A 14,680-nucleotide genomic window follows, 5' to 3' on the forward strand; every position below is an offset into this window, starting at 1 on the left:
ACCCACCAGTAACTATGGACATCAATATCGACCGCATTCGCGACGAAATGAAGAATCGGGAGCAGTGGCTCTGCTGGGAAGCAGCAATGCGAGACGGCAAAGAGACGAAGCTTCCCAAAGATCCGAAGACAGGCGGCTTCGCCCAGACCGACGACCCCGCGACTTGGGGCTCATTCTTGAACGCCAACGGCAAGGTCAAAGCCGGCCAGATGGACGGTATCGGGTTCGTTTTCACCGAAGACGACACCTACGTCGGTGTCGACCTGGACAACTGCCGTGACCCCGAGACGGAGGAGTGGGAACAGTGGGCGCTAGACGTGATGCAAGACATCGGCGGCTGGATCGAAATCAGTCCCTCTGGCACCGGAGCTCACGTCATCCTGAAAGGCGAAATCCCCGGCGATCGGAACCGAAAAGGCGACATCGAGATGTACGAAGATGGTCGGTTCTTCACCGTCACCGGCCAACTCGTCGATGTGGACGGAGAGCGTCTCGATGAAGACGACGAAACCCCGGAGATCAAAGAAGCACAACAGGCCCTCGACGCTGTCTACGACCGCTTCCTCGCCGAAGATGACGAATCGGCAAACGAAACCGACATCGACGTCGACCCAGACAAGTGGGGCCACTTGGACCTTGAGGACCACGACGGTGACTCCCGACCGCCCCAGTCCGGTGATCCGAATCTCAACGACCTGCCGGCAGAAGTTCGCGAGATCGTGGAAACTGCGAAGTCCGCAAACAACGGCTACCGCTTCACCCAGTTGTGGCGTGGTAACTGGAAGGAATACTACCCTTCCCACTCCGAGGGTGATATGGGCTTCTGCGATATGCTCGCGTTCTGGTTCAGCGGCGACCCCGAGCGGATGGACCGTGTCTTCCGCGCCTCCGGGCTGATGCGGCCGAAGTGGGACGACGTTCGATACTCCGACGGGTCCACGTACGGGGAACGAACCATCGAGAAGGCAATAGCGGAAGTAGACGACCACTACAACGAAGAGTACTACAACGATCTCGTCGACGAAGAAAACGAAACAGGGTCCCACACACACTCAAACAGTAACGGCGACACGAGCTCCGAAAATGGGTTCGAGGCTTCTGGCTTCTCCACAGGCGACGACGAAGACGATAATGACGCCGGCGACGGGAATTCAGGCCCCAAGACAGCTGGATCAAAAAACAGGACATCCACAACAGCCAGCACCTCATCTGATAGAAACAGCTCTTCAGAAGAAAGGGGACAATCGGATCACGATGGTGAAGACGATCGCGAGCAGCAAGCGCGAGAACAGAGTCGAGAACGTGGGCGTGGTCGAAGTGGAGGTCGAAAACGCAGTCAAAAACGGCGTGATGGAATACCTGACGACATCGCCGGTTCGTCAGATAGTGGAACCGAAGAATCGACATCGAGCCCTAGACCGAGCGGGAGCGACGAAGACGAAGAAGAATACTACACCGAACTAAACTTCGACACTGACTCTGATGGCGACCGAGACGGAGACGATAATGGATTCGGCAGCGACGGTATGTTCGACGGGGATTCCGGGGACGACGAGGAGGAGGAATTCCCGGCAGAGGACGAAGCAGCATCCATCTTTGACGATACTGATGAAGAATCTTCTTCGGTGCCCGGAGGAGAATCAGACGATTCCGTTCTTGGGGAGGGCGACTTTTCGACCAGTTCGGAAGACAGCACAGAATCGACAAGTGGTAGCGATAGCAGCGAAAGTACCAGTCGCTCTCGCACCACTTCAACCACCAGCGAACGTGATGATGAAGACGACGATGATCGAGACAAGCGTACATCCAGACGGACTAGCGGGCGGGAAGATGAACTAGAACAACGTCTGGATCGCTTCGAGAAAGAAACAGGGACGGAATTGGAGGACATTCAGGCTGAACTCTCCAAACTCGACGAAGAATTAGGAAGGGTGAAGGCTGAACTCCGTCACGACCTCGAGCTGGAGGACGATAAACTCGAGCGCGTCTACTGGGAACTCCAACAGTACGAGGAGATCGTAGACAAGCGGGAGAACCAACTGGAGACGATGTACCAGCTATTAGTACTCATCTGCCACGTGCAGCCGGAGCCGCTCTTCGACCGGATCGAGAACATCCTCCTGAGCACAGGTGAAATTCCGCCCGAGAACATCTTTGACGAATCGGTTGAGGATATCATCGAACACTACGATGAAGATACGTCCGCTATGGGCTCAGACCTTGAACCCGAACCGGTCAATGACTCGGTTCGTGACCGAGAGAATTCCAGAGAACAACCGTCCGATCCAACCACCGATTCAGGACGCCCGACGGCTCGACGAACTCGTGCAGACGGGGATCGTGAAGTCGCCCCCGAGGATACCGCTGCTGACGAGGAGGAAGACGGTTCCTTCCTATCGCAGTTCTTCTAACTTACTGCGCGGAGGCTATCTGGGACAGCCTTACTTTGTTCCAATCTGGTAAGGGGTAGCTCGTGTAGTATATAAACCCTCTCCGCTGGGACGGTCTTACTTTGTCCCAGCAGATTGAAATGACACCCTCGTTGTTTGTCGATTTTGAAATTTTGGGGGTAGAACCACCGGTACATTAATTAGGCATCGTCTTATTGATTGACCTGTACGCATGAGCTCCGCAATCAAGCGTATTGCAATGTCAATGCTGCTCTTCTCGTTCGTCCTCACGAGCGGGATGGTGGCCGCTGGCAACGTGATGGCACAGAGCTGTGAAGACCCGACCAAAGTCGACAACTGTTCGGCTGGGATGGATGGCTACACGGACATGCTCGACAACGTGTTCGAGGTCGCGCATACTACCCTACAGTATGCCGGCTTCGTGACCGTGTTCGCCGGCGCGACTCTCTGGTTCACGGCTCGCCGGAGTTCCGACCGCGCCCAGACCGGCGTCTGGCTCCTGATCGGTGGGCTCGCGATGATCGTGTTCTACTTCGGCTTCACGGCCTTCGTCAGCCTGCTGAAGTGGATCGCGGAAGGCGGCAGCTCGTAAAGCAGAACCAACCTTCGTCCACCCCGGACATTCTTCAGAACGCAACGTCACCAGAGCCTTCTCTCGCTACCGAACTGGCCCAAGGCCAACTATTTTAACGTCTTAGGTGCCACCCTAAGATAACGAGTCAGTATGAGACGGTCCAACAGCTACCTCACGGCCATCTTCGCAGTTACACTTCTCATCTTACTGGGAAGCGTCGTCCTCGTGGGGCCAGCTTCAGCAGACTGTACGGACCCATCAAACGGGTGTAGCGAGACAAACGAAATCACCGACATCCTGGCCAATATCGTCGATGTCGTAGTCCTCTCTCTTCGGTACGCTGGGTTCATCACGCTCGCGTTCGGTTCCGTTCTGTGGTTTACGGCGTCTGCAAATTCAAATCGCGCCCAGACCGGAGTTTGGCTCACCGTAAGCGGAGTCCTCACAATCATATTCTACATCGGGTATGAAGCATTCCTTGGACTCCTGAAATTCATCTCCGGGGGGTGACCAAAGACCAAGAAAACCGATGAAGAGTACGTATCAGAGTAACGGACGGATGGATCGAACCCCATTCACTATAAGCACCGAACGCGATACTCCAGAATAAGAGAGAACATGGGACTCCTAGGACATACAGTTGAGCGGAATCTCTCATCAACCGTCCTCCTATCCATCCTACTCAACGTCCAGAGCGACATCGCCGACTCGCTTGTGTACTTCCACTCGCTGGGCGAGATCTTTCTCCTTTCAGGGATGGCACTCACTGGTTTCGGGTTCCTCGCATGGGCGACAAACAAGAAGACGAGCCACCGTCATCAGTGGGGGAAACGGCTAGCGGGAATCGGCATCATGTTCACCGTCATAGGCTTTAACTTCGGTGCATTCCTCAGTCTCATCTACTACATGATGGGGCAGTGAGAGACTATGAAACTAAGATTAGCATTCATCATCGGTATTCTCTCGCTGGCAGCAGTCAGCGGTTTCGCTGTCGTCATAGGGAATTCCGGGGGTGGACAATACACTCCGATCGAAACGGCTGACGATAACCCCGAAGTGACCGAAAACGGCGTTTTCCGACTGCTCGCCTCAAACGACGTCGACGAGAACGAAACCAGCATCCACCCAGACATCTACAACGTCAGTGCCCGGAACCTCCAGATGCGGATGGCAGGAAACAATTCTACTCAGGCTGTCATCCGAATAGATAATACAACGTTCACAACCCACCAAGCTCGTCAATACGCCCGACTCACAGACGGCTACCGAGAACGACTCGATACTGATACGCGAATCCCCACAGAAGACTCGTGGCAAAGTGGAAGCGATGTAACGATCGAAAACACTGTCTTCATTGGGTTCGAAGGGAACCAATCCACCCCTGAACACAGTGGCGAAGATGGCGTAGTCTACGTCGAGATCGAAAGCGAACCAGGACAGCTTCCAGCGCGAAACGTAGAGGTTCTTCAAGAAGAGACAGACGACGACGAGGAGCCCGGAGACCTCTATATTTCCAACTCAGACGACATAGAAGTCTACGACGGGGAGATGAAGAATTACGAGGAGATCAACCGGCAGGCTGTCAATAATTCGTTCCTCGATACCGGACTCGACGAGAGTGTTATTCCTGCTGCGGGATACGGAAGCAACACCGCTCGATACAACACCACTAAAGCCAACATCAGCGGCAAATGGCACAGCCCAACTCCCGCAGTTAAAGACCACTACGTCGGTATCGCCCGTATCAGTGAAGGTGCAATCTACGATGACTACTGGATCGTGAATCCAGAGGGGATCAACGTTACTGCCCTTACTGATTATCGAGCGATCGTCCCCTACACTGAAAGCAGTCGGTACACGGAAAACGCGCCACAGTGCTCCTACCAGGATGGGAACCAAACCAAATACGCTACTCCTGAACGATACGAGTACTACTCAAACCCCACAGTCACGAGTGAGTTCATGGAACTCTACCACAACGGTAGCTGGTACGACGAGGGGGAGCATTCCCACGTCTTCCCAATTGAGGACCCAGCAGCCGGGAAAATCACACCGTACTCGACTACCACTATCGAATACAACCACACTTACGGTGTCGATTATCCGAGCGAGTGTTCTCAAGAAGACGAAGAAACGACCGAGACAGTTACTGTCACCAGCACGATCGATAGGAACGCAGAACATCCAATCGAGCCAGCTAAGGCAGACAGCCTGAATATCACTGCTTACGTCAAAGACACTCGGCAGGGCCAAGAGCTCTACTTCGATGTCGTTGGTAACCAGCGGCCAGAAGTGAATCCACTCGGGTCGATGCAGATTACCGCAAACGGCGGAGATGAGGTCTGGAGAGTCTACACACCGTGGGTTGTCTTCCCGCAGACACTCTATGATCGGGTCGAAACTAGACGAAAAGGGGCTAACCAATGGAACTTCACCAGCGTCAAGGTCGGAGATGGTCCACACAACCTCCACCGTGACTACATGGACGCCAACAGCTACAAGACCGCTGCACGGAGTACAATTCTGGTCAGCGAAGAAGGGATCGACCAAGCACAGACGTATGAGGGAATCAATACCGGTGACAACGTCATAAACACCAAAGGCGACATCCCGCTGTATCGAACTTGGGGTGGCAGAGTCCTCTCGACAAGCACAGGAGGCCGTCTCGAGGACTTCGAGGCCAACGGCACCGATCTCTTCGGAAACAAGGTCGAGATCGATACAAAGTTCGTCACCTACGAGACAACGGACATGGAATTGGAGATGGGCAGTGACGGCGAGGTAGCCAATGGGCAGCTCGTAGACTCTAACGGAACTGGCATCCCCAACCGCGAGATCCACATCGAGGGGGGGACGACCAACACGGTCGTTACAGACAGCAACGGAGAGTTCCAAGTGCAAGTCCACGAGAACGCGACGGGTTTCGTTGCAGAGTTCAAAGGGGACAAGCTCAGAGACAACGTCCCTACGCACTACGAGCAAGCAGATGCCCGGACATTCACCGGCAACCTCAACATAAACGTCATCTCAACGCCACTCGGATATCTGAGCAACTTCATCTCAAACCTCTACGTGGTCATCCACTGGATCGTCCTCGGGCTGTTCTTCGTCTGGTGGACGAAGTTCCGCAACGACAAGTAGGCTTGGCAGGCTCTTCTCGACCGCATTTTCTAATCCCTGCAGTGACCCACTGCAATACCCATTTTAGCACAAGAAATAACACAGCGGGAACCGTCTCAACAGATATGTCAGAGCCGGAGCGAGACGACCAAGAGGAGCGTGAGGACCAACCACGGGTGGCTGGAGACCCATTTTTTGAAGACCCAGAGCCTCCCGAAGACGATAGCGACAGTTCCTCTGATATTGAACCATTCGGTGAGGAATCAATCTTCGGTGAACATACTGACGAACAGGGGGGACAAGATACCTCGAAACCACAAAGAGAAGGCCGTAGTAGAACTCACACTGGAGACGAGGGGGACGAAGGCCATCAAGGAACTGAACGACCGCAAGAACAACGAGCCGAAGCACATCCAGTTCAAACGGATGAGCCACAGCCGGCCCCCGATGAGCGAGAACGGGACCGAGCTCAAGAACCACGGGGTGATCGAAGCGTAGCCAGCATCGACGCGACTCCCGAAGATGCAGTCCCCGATGATTACCAAGATGGCGAGGTCGGCCACATCAACCCTGATTTGCCTGGGGGAGAGGACGAAGAAGATCCCGAGGATTTCATCGAAAAAATCGAAGCCAGTCAGGAGTACATCCAGATCACGCCGGTTCGTGAAGAAGTGAACTCCGAAACAGTCACCCGCGAACTGTACGGCCTGCACCGCTACGGGACGGGCCGAAAGCTCCCGCTCGACATAGAGCTTCACATCGACAGTATCGAAGGTGTCTCCAACTTCGAATTCATCATCTACAAGCCTGAAGGGGAAGCCCAATTCAAGTTCTTCCTCGGGCCGGGGGAGCGCGGTAATGCGAACTGCGATCGCCTCGAAAGCACAACGCGCTCACAGTACCCAGAGAACTTCGAGTTCGACCGGAAACAATTCGATATAACAGACGTCTTCGAGGATATCCCCCACATGGTCCGGTACGAAGGTGTCGAAGAACGTCGGAAGGACTGGATGACGATGCTGACCCGCTTCGACACCGAGACCACCGACCGCTCACCCCTCTCGAACCTCCTCGAAACCATCATCCAAGCAGACGGAGCGGTTCTCTTCCAGATAGTGTTCGAGCCGCGTGCAGACTGGTCACCGAAAGCCCAACGGCAGAAAGGCCGACTCAAACGCGGCGTCCACACCTCTGCTGGGATGATCGCGCGGAGTGTCCTTGACGCAGTAATCGGCGTCTCTGATGAAGAGAAACGGGAACGCCACCGAGGGGATACGCCGGAGGAAGTCGGTGGGTCGATCATGGATTCGCAGGTCGACGGCCAACGCGCCGGGCAGAGTCGGATGTCACAGATCGACCTTAAGAACCCAAGCCACACCTACAACGTGTCTCTCCGAGCAGCCGCCCAGTCCCAACGAGCCGCCGAGAATCTAGTAGACTCGCTCAACCAGATGAGTGGACAGTTCTATTCTGTCGACGGGAAGTACCTCGGTGAGAACGACAACGAGTACAGACGGATGCTGAACCACGGGATCACGTACCCGAACGGTTGGGAGATGATGACCCGACGGAAGCCGATGCTCGTCTGTAACATCGAGGAGCTCGCCAGCTTCATCACGGTACCGTCGATCGACGCACTCCCGAAAGCCAGCCGTGGCGGGACTGGTGGGAAACCGAAAGCGCAGTCGGCGCTGACTTCCCCGAACGAGGAAGTCTTCCGTGAGTTCTCAGATGGGATGACCATCGGGCACGCAGTCACAGCACTACGCGACGACACCGAAAACTCTCGCGAAATCAGCGCGATCGAGAGCGTCAACGAGTGGTGGCAGGAACTCAGTAAGCGAGACGCCCTCGCACTATCCGCCGGCGACCTAACCCATCACTACATCCGCGCTGCAACGACCGGGAGCGGGAAGACGGTCGCGACACTGAACGATATGCTCACTACCCACGAGTTCCTCGAAGGTCCGACCGTCCTCATCGACCCAAAAGGGGGTGAGATGTGTAAGAACTACCTGCGGTGTCACCGCACGCTCTTCGGCGACCTCGACGACGTCGAATACATCAAGGTCCCAGAAGAGGATGGGAACATCCCAGGTATCCCGTTCTTCGACCTGCGCCCACTCACCCGTGCGGCTGGTCGTGAACGTGAAACAGCGATCCAAGACATCATCGACCACTACTTCCAGCTCCTACGATTCGTGCTTGGACGGGATACCGTCGACCAAGCATTCGTCGCGAACGAGATCCTCACCAACCTCATCAAAGCACTGTTCGACGAGGAAAACGGGTCAGACTACTTCACGATCGGCGACCTCCTGCAAGCCGCACAAGACTTCCAGCACTACGGGCGAGAAATCGAGGACGCCAAGAACGCCGACCCGAAAAAACTCCAAAGTGCGCTCCCCGACGTCGAAGACGAACAGGTGCGAAGTTTCCTGAAGTCCCACCTCGAGAAGGAAGAGCGGCAGTTCATGAACACCACGGACGCAGTCCTGAACCGGATTCGGAAGCTCAAGGAACGGGACTTCATCTGGGATATGCTGTCTTTCGAGATCCCCGAAGAGTACTGGAACGACGAGAAGGGATGGTACGACCGGACAGATGTCCCGATGCTCGACCTGAAGAACATCCTCAACAGCGACAAAGTTCTCCTGGTGGACACGGGCAACCTACGCGGGGAAAGCAGCGAAATATTCACGGTGCTGTTCCTCTCGCACCTCTGGACATCCGTGCAGTCACTCTGGACCCCGAACAACGACAACTACATCGCGAACGTCGTGATCGAAGAGTCTGCGAACGTCGCACGGAACGAGATCGTCTACAACGAACTCCTGCCGAAAGGCCGCGAGTTCAACCTCTCGCTGGGTCTCATCATGCAGTATCCCGAGCAGGTCCTCGGAGAAGACCCGCGTGGTAACCGACGAGCCTACCAAGAGATTCTGAACAACGTCAACACGAAGATTATCGGAAACATCGCGACAGACGACCTCCTCGCGAACTCACTGTTCCACGAGGACCTCGACACCGAAGAAATCAAGGACAGAATCGCTGGTCTTCGACGTGGGGAATGGGTCGTACAACTCCCGTCGACGGGCTTCCACAAGCAGAAACCAGAGATACTCACGCTCAAACCGCTCCCGATCCCACCGGGACACAGCGAGGGACCATTCGACGTCTCCGCCAAAGCAGATGCGGTCAGACAACGGAGCAGAGAACTACACTGCCTCAACAAAGACAGCGACTTCATCAAATCAGAAGCCGGAACTGACTTCGGCGGAAGTGAAGGCGATGGGGCAGACGCTGACGATGAGGTCGACGAAGATGAGATCGAAATCGAGGATGGGCAGCTGGAGACTGACCACAAGGCGTTCCTCGAACTCGTCTTCGATGCGCTAACCGATGGGGCCAAAAACTACAGCCTCAGCCAACCGATGACGCAACTCCCATTCAGCGACTCAGCCAAGGAACTCGAAGAATGGGGCTTCCTTGAGAAGATCGCTATCGGTCAGAACAAGGTCTACTACTTCCCGACAAAGGAAGCAGAGCTCATCATCGACGGTAAGACACTCTCCCCAGAAGACGGTGGAGAATTGGGTGATGAAAGTCCCGAACACCGGCTTGGAGTCCGGCTTGCAGCCACCTACTACGAACAGCAAGGCTACGATGTCGAACCATACGGCGACATCAACGGCGGGCAGAACAAGGTAGACGTGTTCGCCGATGATACGAAAGAGTCCCCCACGAAATCTCGCCAACTCATCGAAATCGAGACCAGCCCAGAGAAGAAGGGCCATGTCCTCGACGACTATGAGGCGATGAAGGAGGGATACGGAGATGCAGTCTGGGTCGTGAAGAACTACGACGAAGCAATTACGCTCCTCGAAAAGTTGAGCGAGGAAGTCGACAGTCTACCGACGGGCCACAGCGCCCAGAACATTCGGAGAGTGAGCGAACAGCTTGATGATCCGGGCATCTCGGAGATTCACACACTGAACTCGCTCCGACAAGATATCGAATAGCGCAACCACATCCGATCTCAGGACGCCCACAGACGACCTTACCCAAATATTTTCTCCAGTCTCTCTCCTCACCGGGGAAAGGAATATACTCCTCTCGTATGAACGTAGAGTTGCAGTATGCCAGAAAACACCGCTGGAGATAGCGATCCAGAAGAGGATAGTGCGACCGACCAAGATGAAGCTCAGCCAGACGGTGGAGTATCGGCTGAAGATGCGGGTTCGTTCTCGGAAGAAAGCGGCGAGTCGGAACCATCTGAGAACGAAGATGGTGGAAAACCTGATGGTCCTGACGAACTCATCGACGAGATCTCGGACTCTCTCGCCGACGAGGGCTTCGGTGTCTTCCACGGGCGAGAGTTCATCTCGATTCGTGAAAACGGGCAACTCGCACCGAACTCTACCGTCTCGAAACAGTACCTCGATGGGAAGAAGGCTGTCATCCTCGCGTACAACGAGGACACCAACGAGATCGCCATCATTCCGCTCGACACGGACTACGACCGAACCAACGTCTACTCCCTCCAGTGGAGCGACGACCGGGTCTCGATTTCCGCGAGCGGATTCCTCAAGGACAACGGCATCCAAACCGAACAGACGATTCGGTACCCGCCAGAGTGGAACGAGGACATCGGCAGCGAACAGGTTCCGGGTGGTCTCATGATCGACCTCGACCAAGACGGCGAGGTCGCGCCAGCAGCACACGACGAAGCAGACGAGGACGCTGACGAGATCAACGCCTAAGCACAACCGGACCGCAGGACTCGCAGTTCACGTTGAGCCGTCCCGAACGGCGTTTGCGCCACGCACACAGACGTCTCGCAGATCACTCGTTTTTCGAGCAAATGGAGTTCGCCGGTGCCGATAGCCACCGCTCCAGAGACGCCGCCGGTCAGAGCCCCACACCGGCTATCACGGGCCTCGCCCCCATGCCGTTCGCAGAACTTACGCAGTATCTTCTCGCAACCTTCGCAGAACCTTCCCGCTTCACCCTACGCAGACTAACACACCGGGAACTTCACGCTAAGTAGTAGGCCCGCGCAGTCTTCACTGTGAGTATGAGGCTGTTCCATCACTCCCCCTCAATCAGACCCCATCCGAGCCGGATAGACCTCCATCATATCACAATCAAGATACTAACGACGGGTCACCGAGACGCTAATTACCAGACGTGAACCGTATTCGGCCGTTTGGTATTTAGAACGGTAACTACCGGACGGCCCCCCAGTTTGGACGGTCTCTCATTAGACCGGCTAACGGGGTCGATCGTCAGTCCAGCGAAACCGTAATCACAAGACGGCGTCCGAATTCGGCCACTCTCTCATTAAACATCTAATCACGGGACGGCGGCGGGATTCGTGGGGGTGCGTCATTACGGCGATATGGGACTCTCATCAGCGACAGTCTCAAACCTAATTACAACACGGCGGCGGGATTCCACATATCTCTCATAAGATTTCTAATCACGGGATGGCAGCGGGATTCGTGGGGGTGCGTCATTACTCTTGAACCACCACCGCAGAACACCCCTAATTACCAGACGGCGTTCGGATAGCCCGAACCCCTATTACCTTATGCGTTTGAAGCTACATTTCACCTAATCACGGGACGGTAGCAGGATTCAGGGGGGTTCGTAATTAGATTCGAGGGGGCGAAATGGGCCACATACGTTCAGCCACTCACTCAGAGGCCATTAGAGGGTCTATACAGTAATCTGCTCTTGTCTAATATGACCAGCCGAATTCACACAAATAGGGTTCAAGGGAGATGAAGTTCCAGTGGGTAGTCGCGTGGCGGACGATTCAGGCGGAGCCGAGGGGCAGGCGAGGAAAGCGGGGTCAGAAAGGGAGCGGATAGAGAAGGGACTACCAGATTGGTGACACTGGAGGGAACCCTGGCGGGCGCGACAAGTGGTGGAGGTGGAGAGCGACTCGAGGCGAAGGGGCAGGAGACGACGAGGGACGAGGACGAACCGAGGATCGACGAGCGGCAAGGGCGAACAGGAGAACGACGAGGAGCGAGGACGAACAGGGGAACGACAAGCGGCGAAGACAGACCAGGAGCGAACGGCGACAGGAGCTGGGGACCGACCGGCGGCGACGAACGACTGGTGAGCGAACGGCGATAGAACCGAACAGCAACGCGAACAGCAGGGGTGGATGACTGGCGGAGTCGTAGCGACGAGGAGGGGCAGACTGGACTCGGCGAGGACGGGGAACGACTGCGGTCACGCGGCGGCGGCGAGAGACGAGGGAGGCAGGGCGCAGCGAGGTGGGGGGAATCAACGTCGCGGTGAACGGCGAGAGGGTGGGGGCAGCATCGTGTAGCGAGCGGGGAACGACGACGTCGCGAGACACGGCGGAACTGGGAGAGACTGCGGCGGCGGGACTGCAGGGGGCGGCGGCGACAGCGACAGCGACGATGAGGGTGATGGCGGCGGCGGGGAACGACGGGGGTGATGGCGAGTGCGAGAGTGCGGGTGCGGGGAGGGCGGGAGCGACAGCGAGGACGACGATGGGGGTGGGGGCGAGGACTGCGACGACAACGACACCAAGGGCGGGGGCGACAGCGAAGACGACGACGAGGGCAAGGGCGATGACGAGGGGGACAGCGACGGCGACGACGACGAGAGCGAAGGCGAGGACAGCAGGGGTGGGCCAGGAGCGATGGATGGAAGGTCGAGGACGTGGACGGCGATCGGCTACAACACGACGCGGCTCCGGGGGACAGCAGACAGCACTCGACGGGCGACAACACTCGACGACCAACTCGACGGGCAACAGCAGTCGACGGGCGACACGGTGGTCCCCCCTTCTAGGGCTCAGGAGAAGGGGGGATGGGCTCGTAGATGGTGGGGTGGGTTGGGTGGTAGTGATAGGGGGCAAAATATCTCTCACCCCCCGTTGCCGTAGGCGGGCTGTTCAGGGCGGAGCCGAGGTGTCGTTCAGGGCGGGGCCGTAGTGGTGGTCGGGGCGGGGCCGAGTGCTGGCGCGGAGGCGGGGAGTAGCCGGGGCCGGCAAACGAGGATGGTGGAGGTCGGGGTCGGCAAACAGAGTGGGGGAAGCCTCGCCTCAGCCAGCGGGGTCGTCGACCCGAGTCCCACGGCCAAGTGAGGCACGAGAAGACAGGGGTTCGACCAGGAGGGCGACCGACAGGGCGAGCAGGGGTGGGGGAGAGGGCAATCACTTAGTACGCGGAGCCAGAAGCCAGCGGGTATGGGCGAACGCATTAGCTCGTACGTTGGAGAGGACCTTGTCGATACGATCGTGGCCGTGGCAGAGCACCATGACATATCGACCAGCAAGGCCATCGAGTTGCTGCTCCGCGAGGGGGTCCGGGCACGGGAGATGCGATACCGGTACGAACAGCTGGACGCGAAGGTGGACGTGCTCATCGAGAGCCTCGGCGGGGAGCCGGTCGCGGCGGAGGCTGTCGAGGAGCGATTCGAGCGGGTCGCGGAGCGGGGACTGCCCGGCGGCGTCACTGGTGTGGACTTGACCGACAGCCCGACTCCCTACTTTCAGGCAGCAGGCAACATCCCGGATCGAGCGGACGAGGAGCAGGAAGTCCATGAAATCGTCCTGAAGGAACGCGAAGGGGTCGAGGGAGGCGACGGCGTCGAGCAGGGCGCGGACGACTGACCAGTGACGGGAGTGGAGTGAAGACGGCAGAGTGGTCGGAGTAGTGTTGAAAGCCCTCGGACCGCTCGCGCTCGCTCAGCGGGATATCCTTCCGTAGGATGATAGTGGCCCGCTGAGGCGAGTAAAGTGAACGCGAGCGGCCCTCGCCCTTTCAGTCCACCAGGGGACCGCAGGGTCGCACGCTACGGAGCGAAACAGAAGTCACGCGAATCGAACGAGACTGTTCCTTTGTACCCCTCGACCAGAGTGAAAGGGATCATCGATGAGTGCGAAACAGGACGACATGACCTTCGTGGAAACGCCGACCGACTACGACACGCACAGCCTCGAGAGCGACCACGTCATCGAACTCCATATCGGTGGTGTCGAACGGCGGCCGGCGACGACCATCGCCCAGCAGCTCTCGCTGTTCGTCGAGACGCACGACACCCATGTTCTCCTTCGGCTCCTCGACGCACTGGAGTTCGGCGTCGACGATACGGATGAGCTGGCGATCGGCGTCGGCACGCCGGCGGCAGGGCCAGCGTGTGCCCGGCCGATCGAACTCGAAGTTGAGGACATCGACTCCGAGGAAGCGGAAGCGATCGTCGAAGCGTTCGACCGGCTGGCCTCGGAACGGTTCTCCGATGCGGACGCGGCGGAGGCGTTCGGGAAGGCGGTCGTTGAGGCGACGGGTGACCAGCCACGGTCGATCGTGCGGCTGGTCAAGAACGACGGGAGCCGGGGCGAAGCCCTGGAGTGGCACACCGACACCGAGGCGGAGCTCGATACCGAGTAACGAGCCCGGCGGGAGCACCTCCCTGCCCTCGGGAGACTCGGTTGGCGTTGTTCCCCGACACCCCGCACCGCTGAAGCGGCGACTCCAACACGTCTCGTCGGTCACCTGCCGTCCGGTCCAGTCGGCGACGGACTGCC

Annotated in this window: 11 protein-coding genes; all 11 read left to right on the forward strand. The window is 57.3% G+C overall.

Features of this window, described 5'->3' with window-relative positions; all coding sequences use genetic code 11:
- Window positions 1–14: 14 nt before the first annotated feature.
- A complete protein-coding gene (locus tag HZS54_RS11420; RefSeq protein ID WP_179922645.1) occupies window positions 15–2,411 on the forward strand; it encodes a phage NrS-1 polymerase family protein in 2,397 nt (798 codons plus the stop codon).
- A 211-nt stretch (window positions 2,412–2,622) separates the two neighbouring features.
- Complete coding sequence (locus tag HZS54_RS11425; RefSeq protein WP_179922646.1) at window positions 2,623–3,003, forward strand: hypothetical protein; 381 nt, start codon at window positions 2,623–2,625, stop codon at window positions 3,001–3,003.
- A 132-nt stretch (window positions 3,004–3,135) separates the two neighbouring features.
- Window positions 3,136–3,495: a hypothetical protein gene (locus HZS54_RS11430; protein ID WP_179922647.1), complete on the forward strand. Its 360-nt coding sequence runs from the start codon at window positions 3,136–3,138 to the stop codon at window positions 3,493–3,495.
- 108 nt (window positions 3,496–3,603) lie between these two features.
- The gene (locus HZS54_RS11435; protein ID WP_179922648.1) at window positions 3,604–3,906 is read left to right on the forward strand and encodes a hypothetical protein; all 303 of its coding nucleotides are present in this window, start codon (window positions 3,604–3,606) and stop codon (window positions 3,904–3,906) included.
- A gap of 6 nt (window positions 3,907–3,912) precedes the next feature.
- On the forward strand, window positions 3,913–6,126 hold the full coding sequence (locus HZS54_RS11440; protein WP_179922649.1) for a hypothetical protein: 2,214 nt from the start codon (window positions 3,913–3,915) through the stop codon (window positions 6,124–6,126).
- Window positions 6,127–6,378: 252 nt separating this feature from the next.
- Window positions 6,379–6,603 carry a hypothetical protein gene (locus tag HZS54_RS11445; RefSeq protein WP_179922650.1) on the forward strand — a complete coding sequence of 75 codons (225 nt, stop codon included), beginning with the start codon at window positions 6,379–6,381 and terminating at the stop codon, window positions 6,601–6,603.
- 77 nt (window positions 6,604–6,680) lie between these two features.
- Window positions 6,681–10,127, forward strand: coding sequence for an ATP-binding protein (locus HZS54_RS11450; RefSeq protein WP_246391921.1), 3,447 nt, complete (start codon window positions 6,681–6,683; stop codon window positions 10,125–10,127).
- Window positions 10,128–10,244: 117 nt separating this feature from the next.
- Window positions 10,245–10,868: a hypothetical protein gene (locus HZS54_RS11455; protein ID WP_179922651.1), complete on the forward strand. Its 624-nt coding sequence runs from the start codon at window positions 10,245–10,247 to the stop codon at window positions 10,866–10,868.
- A 1,721-nt stretch (window positions 10,869–12,589) separates the two neighbouring features.
- Window positions 12,590–13,036, forward strand: a complete 447-nt coding sequence (locus HZS54_RS11460) for a hypothetical protein (protein WP_179922652.1) — start codon at window positions 12,590–12,592, stop codon at window positions 13,034–13,036.
- A gap of 303 nt (window positions 13,037–13,339) precedes the next feature.
- The gene (locus HZS54_RS11465; protein WP_179922653.1) at window positions 13,340–13,765 is read left to right on the forward strand and encodes a hypothetical protein; all 426 of its coding nucleotides are present in this window, start codon (window positions 13,340–13,342) and stop codon (window positions 13,763–13,765) included.
- Window positions 13,766–14,027: 262 nt separating this feature from the next.
- Window positions 14,028–14,543: a hypothetical protein gene (locus tag HZS54_RS11470; protein WP_179922654.1), complete on the forward strand. Its 516-nt coding sequence runs from the start codon at window positions 14,028–14,030 to the stop codon at window positions 14,541–14,543.
- Window positions 14,544–14,680: the final 137 nt, after the last annotated feature.

Origin of the sequence: Halosimplex pelagicum (genome assembly GCF_013415905.1) — an archaeon.
In the GTDB taxonomy this organism is placed as follows: Archaea; Halobacteriota; Halobacteria; order Halobacteriales; family Haloarculaceae; genus Halosimplex; species Halosimplex pelagicum.